Genomic DNA, 15,709 nt, shown 5'->3' with positions numbered 1-15,709 from the left:
GGCCCGGTCTACGGTGCAATGTTACCGCCTGCGGCCCCGGACGGGGCCGCCTGGCCGGTTCAATGGCGTGCGCGCGCCGGCTTTTTCTGCGCTGACGCGCCGGCGCTCTTGGCCGCCTTGGGCGTATTGGCCGGCTTGCTGGCCTGCTTGGCCTCGGCGCGCCGCTGCTTGGCGGTCTGCCCCTTCAGGGCCGCCGGCTTGGGAGCCGCCGCCTTCTTGACCCTGCGCCCCTCGTCGGGACCGCGCGCGGCGGCCTTGCGCAGCGCGTCGAAGCTGGTGCCCTTGACCAGGCGGAACTCGATGCGGCGCGCTTCCAGGTCCACGCGCGACACCTGCACCTGCACCTTGTCCGTCAGGCGGTAACGCATGCCGGTGCGCTCGCCGCGCAGTTCGTGCAAGGCATCGTTGAACTGGAAATACTCCCCGCCCAGTTCCGAGACGTGCACCAGCCCCTCGACGTGCAAGGTATCCAGGGTCACGAAAATGCCGAAGCTGGCCACGCCCGTCACCGTCCCGCTGAAATCCTCGCCGACGCGCTCCTTGACGAACCAGCACTTCAGCCAGGCTTCGACATCGCGCGAAGCCTCGTCGGCGCGCCGTTCGCTGCCCGACAGGATCAGCCCCAGCTTCTCCCATACGGCGTGTTCGTGCTCGCGCTGCGAGCGCCCGATGACGATGGGCTGGTCTTCCAGCTCCGGCATGTAGCGCTGGCCTTCGAGCAGCGCCTTGATCACGCGGTGGGTCAGCAGGTCGGGATAACGGCGGATCGGCGAAGTGAAATGGGTATAGGCGGGATACGCCAGCCCGAAGTGGCCGAGATTGTCCGGGCTGTAGATCGCCTGCTGCATGGAGCGCAGGCACATGGTCTGCAGCAGCGGGTAGTCGGGGCGCCCGCGCACCGAATCGAGGAACTCGCCGTAGTCCTTGGCGGTGGGCTCGTCGCCGCCGCCCAGCGACAGGCCCATGGTGCGCAGGAAATCACGCAGGGACTGCAGGCGCTCGGGCGTGGGGCCTTCATGGATGCGGTACAGGCCGGGGTGCTTGCTGCGCGACATGAAATCGGCAGCGCACGTGTTGGCCGCCAGCATGCATTCTTCGATCAGCTTGTGGGCATCGTTGCGCACCATGGGCACGATCTGTTCGATACGGCCCAGTTCGTTGCAGACGATGCGCGTCTCGACCGTGTCGAAATCGATGGCGCCGCGCTTGCGCCGCTGCTGCGACAGCAGCTGGTACAGCTCGTGCAGGTGGCGCACATGCGGCATGATGGCGCCCAGCGCCGCGGCAGCCGGGCCGCCCGGCTGCTGCAGCGCCTCCCAGATACTGGTGTACGTGGTGCGCGCATGCGAATGCATCACCGCGTTGTAGAACTGGTAGGCCGTCACCGTTCCGGCCTTGGCGCCGGTCGCCGGGATCACCATGTCGCACACCAGCACCAGGCGGTCGACATTGGGGTTGAGCGAGCACAGCCCGTTGGACAGCACCTCGGGCAGCATCGGAATCACGCGGCGCGGAAAATACACGCTGGTGCCGCGCTCGTAGGCATCGTCATCGAGCGCGTCGTTGGGCCGCACATAGTTGCTGACGTCGGCGATGGCCACCAGCAGGCGCCAGGCCGGCCGCTTGCGCTGGCCGGTGCCCAGTTCGACCGGCTCGCAGTACACCGCGTCGTCGAAATCGCGCGCGTCCTCGCCGTCGATGGTGATCAGCGGCACGTCGCGCAGATCGACGCGTTGCTTCAGATCGGTCTTGCGTACCGAGTCCGGCAGCCGCGCGGCCTGCTTGTTCGCGGGCTCCGAAAAATCGACCGGCACGTCGAACTTGCGCACCGCGATCTCGATTTCCATGCCGGGATCGTCGATCTCGCCCAGCACCTCATACACGCGGCCCAGCGGCTGCGTATGGCGGGTGGGCTGCTCCATGATCTGCACCGACACCACTTGCCCGTGCTGGGCGCCGTTGGTGTCGCTGGGCGGAATGAGAATGTCGTGCTTGATGCGCTGGTCCTCGGGCACGACGATGGACAACCCATGTTCGTGCAGGAAACGGCCCACCAGTTTGTTGGTGCGCCGCTCGATGACCTCGACGATGGCGCCTTCCGGCTTGCCGCGGTACTCGCCCGACGGCTTGACCAGGACGCGGTCGCCGTGCAGCACTTTGAGCATCTCGCGCGGCGACAGGAAAATATCGGGCCCGCCGTCATCCCGCACCAGGAAGCCGAAGCCATCGCGGTGGCCCTGTACGCGGCCGGCCACGAAATCCAGCTTGGTGGCCAGCAGCAGCACGCCCTTGCGGTTGGGAAGCAATTGACCGTCGCGCTCCATCGCCCCGAGCCGGCGCTCGAAGCCGACCAGCGTCGCGGGCCGTTCCACGCCCATGCGTTCGGCCAGTTCGGCCGGCGACAACGGCGCCCCGGCCGACCGCAACGCCGTCAGAATGGCTTCGCGTGAAGGGACATCGGGGTCGAAGTCGGCAGGCACATCGGGCAAGACGGGCGTAGATCTGTTGTTATTGGATTCGTTTTTCGATCGTTTTGCCAAAGCTGAAAGTTCCGTATATAATGCGCAGCTTCTGTGGTTAGCCCAGCGGCAACACTGCAGCAGAAAGTGATACTCGATTCAGTATTATCACAGCATTATCGGCCTGTTTGTCAGGCAGGTGATCAGACTGAATCCGGTATTTGGTGATTTTGAAGTAGTTTTGTTTCAACGTCGAATCGACGTCCCGGCGAAACACCTGACAGAAAATCCGGATACGCAAGTCTACGGATTAAACACTGCAAGGTAAACCGCAAGGACGCTGTTTCCGGCAACGTGACAGGCACCTCGAAAGCAGCAAGCCGGCAGGGTATCACAAGCTCTGAGACAGTGCCCAGGTGGCGGAATTGGTAGACGCGCATGGTTCAGGTCCATGTGCCGCAAGGTGTGGAGGTTCGAGTCCTCTCCTGGGCACCACGGAATTCGCAAGGCAGGCATGGCCTGCCTTCATGAAAGCCCCGGTCAATCGCATGATTGCCGGGGCTTTCTCTTTGCCGCGCCGTCTCAGCCGCTTTTGCCGCGACGGCCTGCGCGCCGCACGTGGTGGCGCTGATAGACCTCATCGCCCATCGCCCTCACCTGCCCCTGCACCAGCGCATGAAAGGGCGCCAGCAAGGCATCGAAACGCGCCGGCGCTTCCAGCGCGTTGAGCACCTGCACGACAGCCTCGATGGTCGACAGTGCGCCCGGCAGATCGGCGTGGCGCACCCGATAAGCGGAAACGCCATCGGCCGGCAGCGCCAGGCGCGGCAGGCTGGCCAGATCGGGATTGCCCGCCACCAGTCCGCGCGCCTGCCGCCACGAACCATCGGGAACCACCAGCAGCAGCGGCCCGCCCTCGCCCACCGGCCCCGGCTCGCGCGCCGCCTCGCCCGGAAACAGCAGCCAGCTGCGCATGCCGGGCCGCCGCCACAACGCGGGATCGAAGCGCTCGCCCACGTGCAACTCGGCCTGGCGCAACCCGAGCGCGGCCAGGCGGGCGGTGTTGAGCGCATGGCGCGCTTCCGCCGGATGTTGCAAAAACAACACGCGGGTACGGCACGAGAGCGCGGGTATCAGCGCGCACAGGCAATGGGATCGGGGCCGCGCGCAGCGCGCGCATACGGGACGGGACATGGAAAACGCATCGCGGCGAAGACGAGCCGCCTGGTGGGCGCAGTGTGCCACAGGACCGCAGGCCGCGATTTTTTCAGGCCGACTTGCACCACCGCGAAAAAATGTGCATAATTCGCCTCCTTGCTTGATCTGACGCAGCGACAGCGGCGGCAGGCAGCAAAGCCCAGGTGGCGGAATTGGTAGACGCGCATGGTTCAGGTCCATGTGCCGCAAGGTGTGGAGGTTCGAGTCCTCTCCTGGGCACCAATACATACTTCACGATACCTGTCGTGATGTGCCAAAAAACCCCGGTCGCGCAAGCGCCGGGGTTTTTTCTTTGCGCCTGCTGCGGCAAGCGCTTTAGCGCGCCAGTTCGCGCGTCATCGCGACATGCGCGATGCCCGCCTCGACGAACTCGTCGCCTTCGGCCTGGAAACCGTGCGCTTCGTAAAAGCCGCGCGCGTGCGATTGCGCGTGCAGCACCAGCATGCGATGCCCGTCGCCGTGGCCCTGCTCGATCAGCGCATCCAGTATCCGCCCGCCCACGCCCAGCCCCCGGGCGCGCTTGCGCACCGCCATGCGCCCGATGTGGCCATCGGGCAACAGCCTGCCGGTACCCAGCGGCGCGCCGTCGGCGCCATAGGCGACCGCGTGGACCGACAGCGGGTCGAAATCGTCCAATTCGATATCCTCGGGCACGCGCTGTTCGGCGACGAACACCTCGAAGCGCACGGTGGTGGCGTCTTCGCGCAGACGGTCCCAGGTTCCCAATACGATGCGTAACGGCGCGGCGGTTTGCGGCATGGCGATTCCCCTTCTATGCTTGCGGCGGCGCGCCTGTGCGCCGCCCGCTCTCATTGTCGCAGGGCCGGCGGCGGCCTTGAACCCCGCGGCAGTAGAATGTGGCCTCCTTGTAACAACCTCGCCCATGCAAGCCGTCCTGACCGCCGCGCTACCGGTATTCGCCCTTATCCTGACAGGCTGGCTTGCCGCCCGTTGGCGCGTGCTGGGCCCCAGCGCCACCGACGCGCTCAACCGCTACGTGGTGTACCTGTCGCTGCCGGCGCTCCTGTTTCGCGCCATGGCCCAGGCCGACTTGCGCCAGCTGGCCGACTACTGGGGCTTCACGGCCGCGGTGGCCGGCGGCATCGCCCTGACATTCGGAGCCGCCATCCTGGCCTGCCGCCGCGACGGCGCGCGGCTGACGGACCTGAGCCTGGAAGGCCTGGCCACCTCGTACGGCAACGCCGGCTACATGGGCATCCCGCTGTGCCTGGCGCTGCTGGGCCCGGCCAGCCTGGCGCCCGCCATCATCACCACCTTGCTGACGGCCTGCGTCCTGTTTGGCGTGGCCATCGCGCTGATCGAGTTCGACCAGCACCGCGACCGCCACTGGAGCGCCACCCTGCTCAAAGTGGCGCGGGCGCTGCTGCGCAACCCCTTGCTGGCCGCGCCCCTGCTGGGGCTGGCCTGTGCGGCCGCCGGCATCACGCTGCCAGCCGGGCTGGACAACTATGCGGCGCTGCTGGGCGCCTCGGCCAGCCCTTGCGCGCTGGTGACCATCGGCCTGTTCCTGGCGCAATCGCAGCCCGGCGGCGACCGCGGCACGGTGGGGCTCATGGTGGGCGGCAAGCTGCTGCTGCACCCCGCCGTCACGGCGGTGCTGGCATTCGCGGTGTTCGACATGCCGCCCTTGTGGGCCTGGTGCGCGGTGCTGATGGCCGCCCTGCCCATAGGCACCGGCCCCTTCATGCTGGCCCAGCTCTACGGACGCGACGCGCGCCCGTCGTCGCGCGCCATCCTGCTGTCGACGGTGCTGTCGGTGCCCACCATCACGGCGCTGGTGGCATGGATAGGCCGCCAGCCCCTGGGCTGAGCCCTCTCCGACAAATAACCAAAAGAAATTAAGAAATCAACAATAACTAGTTCGGGAAATTTGCCGCCCGTCCTATATTGCAATGACCCAGGGCGCGCCAGCGCCCTGTCCCTTTTCTTACACCCCCTCCGGGATGTCATCATGAGTATCAATACCTCCACCCTCGACCTGCCGTCGGCGCTGCCGCCGATCCGCATCAACCACAAGCCGCTGTGGGCGGCGCTGTTGCTGGTGCTGGCCGGCGCGGCCTATCTGCTGCAAAGCGTCGGGTGGCGCCAGAGCGCGCTATGGGTGGTGGGCGCCCTGCTGGGCGTAACGCTCTACCATGCGTCGTTCGGCTTCACCCAGGCCTGGCGCGTCTTCGTGTCCGACCGGCGCGGCGCCGGCCTGCGCGCCCAGATGGTCATGCTGGCCGTCGGCGTGCTGCTGTTCTTCCCCTTCCTCGCGCAAGGCACCCTGTGGGGCCAGCCCGTCAGCGGCTTTGTCTCGCCGCCGGGCGTGTCGGTCGTGCTGGGCGCCTTCCTGTTCGGCATCGGCATGCAGCTGGGCGGCGGCTGCGCCTCGGGCACCCTGTTCGCCGTCGGCGGCGGCAATACCCGCATGCTGGTCACCCTGCTGTTCTTCATCGTCGGCTCGGTCATCGCGACGGCCAACTTCGGCTGGTGGTCGGCCCTGCCCGCCCTGCCGCCCACCTCGCTGATCAAGAGCTGGGGGCTGCCGGGCGCGCTGCTGGCCAACCTGGCCGTATTCGCCCTGATCGCCTGGACGACCACCGTGCTGGAAAAGCGCCGCCATGGCCAGCTCATTTCGCACGCCGCGCGTACCAGCCGCACGCCGTCGCTGCTGCAAGGCCCGTGGCCCATGGTCTGGGGCGGCATTGCCCTGGTGGTGCTGAACTTCGCCACGCTGGCCCTGGCCGGCCGGCCCTGGGGCATCACCTCGGCCTTTGCGCTGTGGGGCGCCAAGGCGCTGGACGCGCTGGGCGCAGACGTGGCGAGCTGGGCCTATTGGTCCAGGCAGCAGGCCGCGCTGGCCGCGCCGGTGCGCCAGGACATCACCTCGGTCATGGACATCGGCCTGATGCTGGGCGCGCTGGCAGCCGCCTCGGCCGCCGGCAAGTTCGCCCCGGTGTGGAAAGTGCCGGCCCGCTCGCTGCTGGCCGCCGTGGTGGGCGGCCTGCTGCTGGGCTACGGCGCGCGGCTGGCCTTCGGCTGCAATATCGGCGCCTATTTCAGCGGCATCCTGTCCGGCAGCCTGCACGCCTGGCTGTGGCTGCCGGCGGCCTTCCTGGGCAGCGCGCTGGGCGTGCGGCTGCGCCCCTGGTTCGGGTTGGCGGTGGAAAAGACGCCCGCGGCCTCCAGCTGCTGAGCCCCGGCGCGGCCAGCCAGCCGTAAACCGGCATCTGGTATGGTTGCCTCCATTACGCCCCCCGGAGATGGAGCATGAACTGGATTGCTGGCCGCTATACGACATTCGCGCTGATGCTGATCGGCGCCGCCCTGACCTCGGCGCTGGCGGTCCATTCGTCGCGCGCCTGGCTGTGGGCAGCCGTCCCCTTCGTGCTGCTGTCCCTGCTCGGCGTATACGACCTGCTGCAGACCCGCCACGCCATCCGGCGCAACTACCCGGTCCTGGGCAACCTGCGCTTCCTGTTCGAATTCATCCGGCCCGAGATCCGCCAGTACTTCCTCGAAGACGATACCCACGCCTCGCCGTTCTCGCGCGCGCAGCGCTCCATCGTCTACCAGCGCGCCAAGCAGGACATCGACAAGCGGCCCTTCGGCACGCAGGAAGATGTCTATGGCGACCGCTACGAGTGGATCAATCACTCCATGACGCCGGCGCACGTGGCCGATGCCGACTTCCGCGTCACGGTGGGCGGCCCCGAGTGCCGCCAGCCGTATTCCATGTCGGCCTTCAACATCTCGGCCATGAGCTTCGGCGCGCTCTCGGCCAACGCCGTGCTGGCCCTCAACGAAGGCGCGCGCATCGGCGACTTCGCGCATGACACCGGCGAAGGCGGGATCAGCCGCTACCACCGTGAGCGCGGCGGATCGCTGGTCTGGAATATCGGCTCGGGTTATTTCGGCTGCCGCGACGCCCACGGCGCCTTTTCCGAGGAAGCCTTCGTCAAGAACGCCTGTACGCCGCAGGTGAAGATGATAGAAATCAAGCTGTCGCAAGGCGCCAAGCCGGGCCACGGCGGCATCCTGCCCGCCGGCAAGGTCACCCCGGAAATCGCCGAGGCGCGCGGCGTGCCGGCCTGGCAGGACTGCAACTCGCCCTCCAGCCACAGCGCCTTCGACTCGCCGGTCGGCCTGCTGCATTTCGTGGCGCGGCTGCGCGAGCTGTCCGGCGGCAAGCCGGTCGGCTTCAAGTTCTGCGTCGGCCACCCGTGGGAATGGTTCGCCATCGTCAAGGCCATGCTGCAAACCAATATCACGCCGGACTTCATCGTGGTCGACGGCGCCGAAGGCGGCACCGGCGCCGCCCCGGTGGAATTCGTCGACCACGTCGGCACGCCGCTGCGCGAGGCGCTGCGGCTGGTGCACAACACCCTGATCGGCGTGAACCTGCGCGACCGCATCAAGCTGGGCGCGTCGGGCAAGATCATCACCGCCTTCGACATGGCGCGCGCCATGGCCATGGGAGCGGACTGGTGCAACGCCGCGCGCGGCTTCATGTTCGCCATCGGCTGCATCCAGGCGCAGGCCTGCCATACCGGCAAATGCCCCACCGGCGTCACGACCCAGGACCCGCTGCGCCAACGCGCGCTGGTCGTGCCGGACAAGGCGCAGCGCGTGGCCAACTTCCACGGCAATACGCTGCACGCCCTGGCCGAGCTGCTGGGCGCCGCCGGCCTAACCCACCCGGGGCAGCTGCGTCCGCACCATATCGCGCGGCGCATCTCGTCGAGCGAAGTACGCCTGCTGTCGGCGCTGTTTCCCGAGCTGGCGCCGGGCGAGCTGCTGCGCGGCGAATTCCGCCATCATGTGTTCCAGGTGGGCTGGGGCATGGCGCAGGCCGACTCGTTCCAGCCCGCCATGGACATCAGCGCGGCGCTGGCCGCGCTGCGCCCGGCCGGCGCGCCTGCGCACGCCTAGCAAGGCCGGCTACAGCCAGCGCTCGAACAGGCGCGAAAACGCCTCCATGAAGCGATCGTCGGCGCCGCGATCGGCCCAGTTGCGCGGGTCGATCGGCACGGCGGCGGCGCGGTCGCGTTCGAACAGCGCCTCCATCTCGGCGCCGAAGCGGGCCCCGACGATGACCGCGTTGAGCTCGTAGTTCAATGCAAAACTGCGCCAATCCATGTTGCTCGACCCGACCGTGGACCACACGCCGTCGACCACCGCCGTCTTGGCGTGCAACAGCGCATCGCGCCGCTCGTACAGCTTGACGCCGGCATCGAGCAGGGCCTGGTAATGCGAGCGTCCCGCGTACCAGACCAGCGATGAATCGCTGAATCCCGGCAGGACCAGCGCCACATCGACCCCGCGCCGCGCGGCATCGGCCAGCACGCGCACGAAGGCCGGATCGGGCACGAAATAGGCCATGGTGATGTGAATCGACTGCCGCGCGCTTTCGAACGCCGACATCAGCGTCAGGTAAACGGTATAGCCGTCGCGCTCGTTGGGCTCGTTGGCCAGGATGCGCACATGCAGATCGCCCGGCGCGGGCACGCTCAGCCGCACCGCGCCGCCGCCCAGCGGCGCGCCGGTCTGCCGCAGCCAGCCGTCCTGGATGACGCGCTCGATCTCCGCCACCGCCGGTCCGCGCACCGCGATATGGGTATCGCGCCACGGCGCGGTATCGGCACGGGACGCGGCCGGCCCGGGCGCCTGCGCCGCACGCCCCGAACCCGAGCCAGAGCGCGATCCGGACGAATAGACGCTGCTGATATTCAGCCCGCCCAGGAAGCCCACCTGACCGTCGACCACCAGCAGCTTGCGGTGGTTGCGCTGGTTGGGCGCCCAGCCCAGGCCGGCGCGCGCCGGGTTGACCGGATTGAACACCGCCACCTTGATTCCGCCCTGCTTGAGACGCTCGAACCACTGCCGCGGCGTATTCAGCGTGCCCACCGCATCGACCATCACCGCCACCTCGACGCCGCGCTGGCGCGCCGCCATCAGGGCGTCGGCGAAACGCTGGCCGGCCTCGTCATCTTCGAAGATGTAGGTTTCCATGTGGATATAGCGGCGGGCCTGCGCGATGGCGTCGAGCATGCTGCGGTAGGTCGCCGGCCCGTCGGCCAGCAGGCGGACCTGGTTGCCCGCCACCAAGGGGGCGCCGCTGATGGCCGCCTCGACGGCCAGGTGGCGCGCCATGGCATCGTCCCCGTCCCCGCCGGTCGCGTCCGTCACGATCGTGTGGCTGCGCTGCAGGCTTTGCCAGCCGTAGTCGGTGGACAGCCCGGCCTGGGCGCGCCGCTCGCGCAGCCCCTGCATGCCCGGCACCGTGGCGCATGCGCCCAACGCCGCCAACATGAACATGACGGCCACTTGGCGCGCCAGGCGGCACGCGAAGCCGCGCCTCAGGGTTGCCATTGCGTGCGCTGCGCCGGCGGGCGCGGGGCACGCGTGCGCCAGCCTGTGGGCGTGGACTGGCCACGTGCGCCCGGCCACCAGCGGCTGCGCGCCTTCTCTACCTGCAGGCCGCCGGCGTCGCGCAGCAGCGCGGCCGCGGCCTCTTCGTCGTCGGGATGCACCTGCACGGCAAGCAGCACCACCCGATCGCGCGCCAGCTGGCCGGCGTAGGCCGCCTCGGCGCGCGCGCGGCGCAGGCCGCTGGCCATCCAACAGGCGCCCGCCAGGGCGCCCGCATAGGCGCCCAATGCCGCGCCCACCACCATGCCCACGCGGCCGTAGCCGGTCAGCACGGGTACGATCACGCCGCCCAGGGTACCGATGGCCGCCAGCGCCGCGGCGCTGACAATGGCGCGCCAGCGCGCGGCGCGGGTGCGCAGGTCCGGCCCGAAACGCCAGGCCGGCCGGCCCATCCGCCGGCCCGTACGATCCGGGTCGCCGTACAGGATACTGATTGCCTCTTCGCGAAAGCCGTCGCCGACCAACGCGTGCGCAGCGCTTCTCGCCGAAGGGACGCTATCGAACCGTGCCACCACGATCGACGACATAGCGAATCTCCCACTTGGCCTTATGACACGCCCGTATTCTGACCGGGGCCCGCGCCGCACGCCTCTGGTTTGGCAACCAGCGGTAAAGCAGTATTTCCGCCGCCCGGAGCAGGCCGGCGCACGCCGGCGCGGGCGTGTCAATTGGCAACCGAATGCGAATCCGGCGCCCCCCTCTCGCGGCAGCCCGGGAACGGCGTTTGCGGCGCATCGCCGCCCCGCGCTTTTTTCTTTTCGTAAAAGTCCATTGCAGCCGGGACGTTAGCGCTTGACACCGACACGGCGCCGCCGCTCACAATAGATCCCTTCCATCCCATCTGGAAGGAACCCCGTCATGGCCCACACGCCAACGATGCTTGCCGCCGCCGCGCCTTTCATGCCCGAGGCCACCGGCGTCGACCCGGCCCTGGACGCCCTGCTGGCCGGCCTGCAGGCGCATCCCGCCCGCATCGACCCCAAATACCTGTACGACGCGCTCGGCTCCAGCCTGTTCGCCGCGATCACGCAGTTGCCCGAGTATTACCCCACACGCTGCGAAGCGGAAATCTTCGCCACCCACCTCGAGGCCATCGCCCGCCACACCGGGCCGGTTCGCACCCTGATAGACCTCGGCGCGGGCGACTGCGCCAAGGCCGAGCGCCTGTTGCCCTGTCTGCGGCCGCAGCGCTACGTGCCCATCGACATTTCCACCGATTTCCTCGGACAGGCCGTGGCGCGCATGCGGCGCGCCCACCCATGGCTGGACGTGCTGCCGCTGGGCCGCGACCTCAATGCGGGACTGGATCTGCCCGAGGCCATCGACGCCCAGGGCCGGCTGTTCTTCTATCCAGGCTCCAGCATCGGCAACCTCGACCCCGACGCCGCATTGGCGCTGCTGGCCAGCCTGCGTGCGCAGGCGGGCGTCAGCGGCGGGCTGCTGATCGGCGTCGACCGCGTCAAGGCGCGCGCCATCGTCGAACCCGCCTACGACGATGCCCTGCACCTGACCGGCGCCTTCAACCTGAACCTGTTGCGGCACGTCAACTCCGTACTCGGCAGCGATTTCGACGTACGCGACTGGACCCACGTCGCCCTCTACAACGAGCCGCGCAGCCGCATGGAAATGCACCTGCAGGCACGCAGCGACATACGCGTGCGCTGGCCCGGCGGCCAGCGGCGCTTCCAGGCCGACGAACGCATCCACACGGAAAACTCCTATAAATACACCATCGAACGCTTCGTCGACCTGCTGCGCCGCGCCGGCTACGGCGACATCCGGCACTGGTCGGACGCGCGCGACTGGTTTTCCGTATTCAGCGCCCGGGCCTGAACCCTGGCCCGCCCCACCGCCATGCGCCAAGGAGCTTCCATGGAGTCGTCAGCCTGCCTGCTCACTCGCCCCGGCCCGCCCGAACCGGCGCCGCACCCCACCGGACGCTACGCCCGCATCCGCGCGCAAAGCGCGGCGCTGGCCGAGCCCTTGTCGCCGGAAGACTGCCAGGCGCAATCCATGCCGGACTGCAGCCCCGTCAAATGGCACCTGGCCCACACGACCTGGTTCTTCGAAACCTTCGTGATCGGCCGCTTCGAGCCTGGCCGCCGGCCGTTCGACCCGCAGTACCGCATGCTGTTCAACTCCTACTACAACGCGGTCGGCGCCCGCCACCCGCGTCCGCAGCGCGGCCTGCTTACCCGCCCGTCGCTGCACGAGGTGCTGCGCTACCGCGCGCATGTGGACCAGGCCATGGAAACGCTGTGCGCGCGCCTGGCGGGCGTGGACAGCGACTTCGACGCGCTGGTGGAACTGGGGCTCAACCACGAGCAGCAGCACCAGGAGCTGATCCTCACCGACCTCAAGCACCTGTTCAGCTGCAACCCGCTGCGGCCGGCCTACGCGCCGCCCGGCATACCGGCGCTGCCGGCCGGCACGCCGGCGGGCTGGACCCGCTATGACGGCGGCATCGTGGACATCGGCCACGCCGGTGAAGGCTTTGCCTTCGACAACGAAACCCCGGCGCACGAGGTACTGCTCAGACCGTTTCACCTGGCCGACCGCCCCGTCACCCAGGGGGAATACCTGGCCTTCATCCAGGACGGCGGCTATCGCCGCCCCGAGCTCTGGCTGTCGCTCGGCTGGGACCAGGCCTGCCAGCAGAACTGGCGCGCGCCACTGTACTGGGAAGGCCAGAAAGACGAGTGGCGCGTCTTCACCCTGCACGGCCTGCATGCGCTGGAGCCGCATGCGCCGGTCACCCACGTCAGCTATTACGAGGCCGACGCGTACGCGCGCTGGGCACGCGTGCGCCTGCCGCGCGAAGCAGAATGGGAACTCGCCGCCCGCGCCCCTGGGGCCAGCGCGGACGCGCCGGCCAACCTGCTCGAAAGCGGCCACCTCGATCCGCGGCCCGCGCCGCGCCGCGCGGCCGCCGGCGTGCCGGTGCAGTTGTACGGCGACGTCTGGGAATGGACCTGCAGCGCGTACGATGCCTACCCGGGCTTCACGCCTCCAGCCGGCGCCGTCGGCGAATACAACGGCAAGTTCATGTGCAACCAATACGTGCTGCGCGGCGGCTCGTGCGCGACCCCGCGCGAACACATCCGCGCCACCTACCGCAACTTCTTCCCGCCCGAGGCGCGCTGGCAATTCTCCGGCATCCGCCTTGCCCGCGACGCTTGAAAGGCCGGCATGTTGCACATACAAAATCTTTCATGCTAGAATTTCGTTCTTCGTTTGGCAGCTGACTCTTGTTTGCGCCAGACCAGGGATGGCGCATTAGCTCAGCCGGTTAGAGCGACGGAATCATAATCCGCAGGTCCCCTGTTCGAATCAGGGATGCGCCACCAGAGAATTCAAAACAAAATGCCCGCAATCGCTTGCGGGCATTTTGTTTTGTGCGCGATGAAGGACAAGCGTGCGTGGACGGCCGCTACGTGCCTTGCGCTTGCTCCTACTCATCCCATACCGCGCTGGCTGGCAAAACGCCGAGCGCGGCATGGCAGTCTTCGGACGCGCAGGCAACGATGGCGATCGGCTTATCCGCGTTCACCACCGCGTCGTCATGCAGCACGATAAACCCCTGGTGGCCGCATTTCGGGCATGCGGGCCGAATGCCTGCCGGAAAGAACCTGTCCAGAAAGCCGCGTTTCTGTTCCGTCTTCATCAATCCGCACCTCCTTTCGGCATCGATCTTACCGCGCCCCGGCACGCGCCCGCCATGCGCATTACCCCAGTTTCTGCATGTACAGATGCTGCGCGCCCTCCAGCGAGGCGCGCATGCCGTAGATGGTGCCGGCATCACCGCGGCTGAACCACAGCTCGTACTGGTAGCTTCCGTCCAGCCAGACCCGGCAGATCGTCCAGCCAGGCGGGCCGACCCAGCAATAATCGTCCACACGCCGCCACGCGATCGCCGGCTCGCTCATCGTTTCCGCCTCCCGGCCCCGGGATTCCGAGGCCATATAGCGCGGATTCTAGGCCTATGAATACTGTATGTCCATACAGCAATCCGAATTCATTCCGCCCGGCCGGCGCGGCCTCTTTTGACATCGCTCAAGTCCAACACGCGCACCGGCGCGCGCGGGCGCATGGTCCGCCCGAAAACCGCGATTCGCTACGCTACAATTTGCAAAAAATAGCCAGACCGCTGGGCAGCCGGACAAGCCGCGCTGCTCCCGAGGTCCGTGTGACGCTGCCGATACCGGCAACCCGAGCCGGGTCCAGGCCCTGGTATTTGGCAACAAGTCTTGCGCGGAATACGGCTGGCGCAACCCGATATGGACGTCCTTCGATGGAAAACCAGGAAATCATGGTGGCTTTCGCACAAGCCATCCAGCAGGTCACTGCCAAGGTCAGCGCACTGGAGACTACTGTCCAGTGCCTGATCGCCGCCCAGCCCGCCGAGCAGCGGGAGCAATTCGGCGCAGCCTTGCGCCAGGCTGCCAGCGGCCTGCTGGCCGAATCCGACCAGCGTCCGCTGACGGGCAGCGCCCTGTCCCACCTCAAGCTGGCAATCGACGCCTATCTCGAGGCGGCCGGCCAGCACCCCCTGCAATAGGGCCAAACGCCTCGCCGTTGCTCACTGCGCGCCCGTATCGCGGCACACCGCGGCAATGACACGCCGTTGCTCGGCGGCCAGTGTCTCGATCTTCGCGCGCCTGAGCGCCATCTCGTCCGTATCGCCCGCCTGCTTGGCGACGCGATAGGCGTGGTAGTTGGCGAAGATCTCCTCCATGAGGCCCAGGGCTGCTAGCGAATTGATGTTGACGTCGGTCTGCATGTTCAGAACTGCCCGGCCAGGGCAGCGCCATGAATGGAATTCCAGGAGGCTGCGCCAGTCTACCGCCGCGGCCGGCGCGCCATTCGCGGGGACTGAGGCGGCTTTGGCCGTCAATTTGGCCATTGCGGCAAGCACCACTTCGATCAGAAACACGAGTCATGCAAACTGAATCATTGCCGCGCTCCGAAGCCGATACGCGCGCCTGCCGCGCCCTGGCTGCCGCGCTGCGCGCACGCGACCCCAGCACTGCCATACACAGCGGACGCGTCGCGGCGCTGGCCGGGGAACTGGGCCGGGCATACGGGCTGGATGGCATGGCGATACGCCGCCTGGAACTGGGCGCGAGCCTGCACGACATCGGCAAGCTGGGCGTGGCCGATCGCGTCCTGCATCATCCGGGCCGCCTGCTGGGCGAAGACTGGACCCACATGCAGGAACACAGCGTGCTGGGCGAGCGCATCATCGCGGCAACCGGGCTGGACGACGGCGCGGCGATCGGCCGCATCGTCAGGCACCATCACGAGCACTACGACGGATCGGGCTATCCCGACGGGCTGGCCGGCGAGGCCATACCGCTCGAGGCGCGCCTGATCGCGCTGGTCGACGCCTATGACGCGATTACCGCGCACCGCCCCTACCGCCCCCCGGTTCCGCATGACCGCACCATGGCCATGCTGGAAGCCGAACAAGGCGCGCGCACCGATCCGCAAGCGTTCACCATCTTTGCGCGCATGATCGAGCGCAGCCAGTGGCGCGCGGGCTGAGCGCCCGCCAAGACCCCGAAACCGCCGAAGTATTACCCAGTCTTGCCTATTGA

15 protein-coding genes and 3 tRNA genes are annotated in these 15,709 nt (G+C 67.9%); 10 read left to right on the top strand and 8 right to left on the bottom strand.

The features are described from left to right. Window positions 1-59: 59 nt before the first annotated feature. Window positions 60-2,540, bottom strand: a complete 2,481-nt coding sequence (rnr, locus tag EL288_RS08180; protein WP_080561923.1) for a ribonuclease R — start codon at window positions 2,538-2,540, stop codon at window positions 60-62. Between the two features lie 329 nt (window positions 2,541-2,869). Between rnr and EL288_RS08175 the strand changes: the two genes are divergently transcribed. Next, a tRNA-Leu gene (locus EL288_RS08175) sits at window positions 2,870-2,954 on the top strand. 87 nt (window positions 2,955-3,041) lie between these two features. Here EL288_RS08175 and EL288_RS08170 read toward each other — a convergent pair. Next, a complete protein-coding gene (locus tag EL288_RS08170) occupies window positions 3,042-3,653 on the bottom strand; it encodes a tRNA-uridine aminocarboxypropyltransferase (RefSeq protein ID WP_003812976.1) in 612 nt (203 codons plus the stop codon). 161 nt (window positions 3,654-3,814) lie between these two features. Here EL288_RS08170 and EL288_RS08165 point away from each other — a divergent pair. After that, a tRNA-Leu gene (locus tag EL288_RS08165) sits at window positions 3,815-3,899 on the top strand. A 93-nt stretch (window positions 3,900-3,992) separates the two neighbouring features. Here the strand turns inward: EL288_RS08165 and EL288_RS08160 are convergent. Next, window positions 3,993-4,436, bottom strand: a complete 444-nt coding sequence (locus EL288_RS08160; protein WP_003812977.1) for a GNAT family N-acetyltransferase — start codon at window positions 4,434-4,436, stop codon at window positions 3,993-3,995. A gap of 124 nt (window positions 4,437-4,560) precedes the next feature. Between EL288_RS08160 and EL288_RS08155 the strand changes: the two genes are divergently transcribed. From EL288_RS08155 to EL288_RS08145, 3 genes are all read left to right on the top strand, one after another. Further along, window positions 4,561-5,508, top strand: coding sequence for an AEC family transporter (locus tag EL288_RS08155; protein WP_003812979.1), 948 nt, complete (start codon window positions 4,561-4,563; stop codon window positions 5,506-5,508). Between the two features lie 60 nt (window positions 5,509-5,568). After that, window positions 5,569-6,876, top strand: a complete 1,308-nt coding sequence (locus EL288_RS08150; protein ID WP_003812980.1) for a YeeE/YedE family protein — start codon at window positions 5,569-5,571, stop codon at window positions 6,874-6,876. A 74-nt stretch (window positions 6,877-6,950) separates the two neighbouring features. After that, complete coding sequence (locus EL288_RS08145; RefSeq protein WP_003812983.1) at window positions 6,951-8,612, top strand: FMN-binding glutamate synthase family protein; 1,662 nt, start codon at window positions 6,951-6,953, stop codon at window positions 8,610-8,612. 9 nt (window positions 8,613-8,621) lie between these two features. Here the strand turns inward: EL288_RS08145 and EL288_RS08140 are convergent, their stop codons facing one another. Together EL288_RS08140 and EL288_RS08135 are read right to left on the bottom strand one after the other, a co-directional pair. Continuing rightward, on the bottom strand, window positions 8,622-10,052 hold the full coding sequence (locus EL288_RS08140) for a phospholipase D-like domain-containing protein (RefSeq protein ID WP_010928587.1): 1,431 nt from the start codon (window positions 10,050-10,052) through the stop codon (window positions 8,622-8,624). After that, window positions 10,040-10,639, bottom strand: a complete 600-nt coding sequence (locus EL288_RS08135) for a hypothetical protein (RefSeq protein WP_003812987.1) — start codon at window positions 10,637-10,639, stop codon at window positions 10,040-10,042. Before EL288_RS08135 ends, EL288_RS08140 begins: the two co-directional genes overlap by 13 nt. Before the next feature lie 331 nt (window positions 10,640-10,970). On the opposite strand from EL288_RS08135, the gene egtD reads away from it, so the two are divergent. From egtD to EL288_RS08120, 3 genes are all read left to right on the top strand, one after another. Continuing rightward, complete coding sequence (gene egtD, locus EL288_RS08130; RefSeq protein ID WP_033458769.1) at window positions 10,971-11,945, top strand: L-histidine N(alpha)-methyltransferase; 975 nt, start codon at window positions 10,971-10,973, stop codon at window positions 11,943-11,945. Window positions 11,946-11,966: 21 nt separating this feature from the next. Continuing rightward, window positions 11,967-13,292, top strand: coding sequence for an ergothioneine biosynthesis protein EgtB (gene egtB, locus EL288_RS08125; protein WP_003812990.1), 1,326 nt, complete (start codon window positions 11,967-11,969; stop codon window positions 13,290-13,292). 90 nt (window positions 13,293-13,382) lie between these two features. Further along, window positions 13,383-13,459, top strand: a tRNA-Met gene (locus EL288_RS08120). Between the two features lie 104 nt (window positions 13,460-13,563). On the opposite strand, the gene EL288_RS08115 is transcribed toward EL288_RS08120, so the two are convergent. Next, window positions 13,564-13,776, bottom strand: a complete 213-nt coding sequence (locus EL288_RS08115; protein ID WP_023853354.1) for a hypothetical protein — start codon at window positions 13,774-13,776, stop codon at window positions 13,564-13,566. Between the two features lie 61 nt (window positions 13,777-13,837). Next, the gene (locus EL288_RS08110) at window positions 13,838-14,038 is read right to left on the bottom strand and encodes a hypothetical protein (RefSeq protein ID WP_010931514.1); all 201 of its coding nucleotides are present in this window, start codon (window positions 14,036-14,038) and stop codon (window positions 13,838-13,840) included. Window positions 14,039-14,403: 365 nt separating this feature from the next. On the opposite strand from EL288_RS08110, the gene EL288_RS08105 reads away from it, so the two are divergent. Further along, on the top strand, window positions 14,404-14,670 hold the full coding sequence (locus tag EL288_RS08105; protein ID WP_003812997.1) for a hypothetical protein: 267 nt from the start codon (window positions 14,404-14,406) through the stop codon (window positions 14,668-14,670). Between the two features lie 21 nt (window positions 14,671-14,691). Here EL288_RS08105 and EL288_RS08100 read toward each other — a convergent pair whose 3' ends face one another. After that, a complete protein-coding gene (locus EL288_RS08100) occupies window positions 14,692-15,015 on the bottom strand; it encodes a hypothetical protein (protein ID WP_003812998.1) in 324 nt (107 codons plus the stop codon). Between the two features lie 35 nt (window positions 15,016-15,050). Between EL288_RS08100 and EL288_RS08095 the strand changes: the two genes are divergently transcribed. Then, on the top strand, window positions 15,051-15,656 hold the full coding sequence (locus EL288_RS08095; protein ID WP_003813001.1) for an HD-GYP domain-containing protein: 606 nt from the start codon (window positions 15,051-15,053) through the stop codon (window positions 15,654-15,656). The last annotated feature ends 53 nt before the right edge of the window (window positions 15,657-15,709 follow it).

Source organism: Bordetella bronchiseptica (assembly GCF_900636925.1).
GTDB lineage: Bacteria > Pseudomonadota > Gammaproteobacteria > Burkholderiales > Burkholderiaceae_B > Bordetella > Bordetella pertussis.
Note: the sequence above shows the minus strand (reverse complement) of the source record. Positions and strands in the feature narration are given on the sequence as shown.

What these genes read in the sequence shown, in the direction of transcription:
- EL288_RS08170 (WP_003812976.1), bottom strand. Translation starts at nt 3,653, where the DNA reads ATGTCCCGTCCCGTATGCGCGCGCTGCGCGCGGCCCCGATCCCATTGC.
- EL288_RS08160 (WP_003812977.1), bottom strand. Translation starts at nt 4,436, where the DNA reads ATGCCGCAAACCGCCGCGCCGTTACGCATCGTATTGGGAACCTGGGAC.
- EL288_RS08155 (WP_003812979.1), top strand. Translation starts at nt 4,561, where the DNA reads ATGCAAGCCGTCCTGACCGCCGCGCTACCGGTATTCGCCCTTATCCTG.
- EL288_RS08145 (WP_003812983.1), top strand. Translation starts at nt 6,951, where the DNA reads ATGAACTGGATTGCTGGCCGCTATACGACATTCGCGCTGATGCTGATC.
- EL288_RS08140 (WP_010928587.1), bottom strand. Translation starts at nt 10,052, where the DNA reads ATGGCAACCCTGAGGCGCGGCTTCGCGTGCCGCCTGGCGCGCCAAGTG.
- EL288_RS08135 (WP_003812987.1), bottom strand. Translation starts at nt 10,639, where the DNA reads ATGTCGTCGATCGTGGTGGCACGGTTCGATAGCGTCCCTTCGGCGAGA.
- egtD (WP_033458769.1), top strand. Translation starts at nt 10,971, where the DNA reads ATGGCCCACACGCCAACGATGCTTGCCGCCGCCGCGCCTTTCATGCCC.
- egtB (WP_003812990.1), top strand. Translation starts at nt 11,967, where the DNA reads ATGCGCCAAGGAGCTTCCATGGAGTCGTCAGCCTGCCTGCTCACTCGC.
- EL288_RS08115 (WP_023853354.1), bottom strand. Translation starts at nt 13,776, where the DNA reads ATGAAGACGGAACAGAAACGCGGCTTTCTGGACAGGTTCTTTCCGGCA.
- EL288_RS08110 (WP_010931514.1), bottom strand. Translation starts at nt 14,038, where the DNA reads ATGAGCGAGCCGGCGATCGCGTGGCGGCGTGTGGACGATTATTGCTGG.
- EL288_RS08105 (WP_003812997.1), top strand. Translation starts at nt 14,404, where the DNA reads ATGGAAAACCAGGAAATCATGGTGGCTTTCGCACAAGCCATCCAGCAG.
- EL288_RS08100 (WP_003812998.1), bottom strand. Translation starts at nt 15,015, where the DNA reads ATGGCCAAATTGACGGCCAAAGCCGCCTCAGTCCCCGCGAATGGCGCG.
- EL288_RS08095 (WP_003813001.1), top strand. Translation starts at nt 15,051, where the DNA reads ATGCAAACTGAATCATTGCCGCGCTCCGAAGCCGATACGCGCGCCTGC.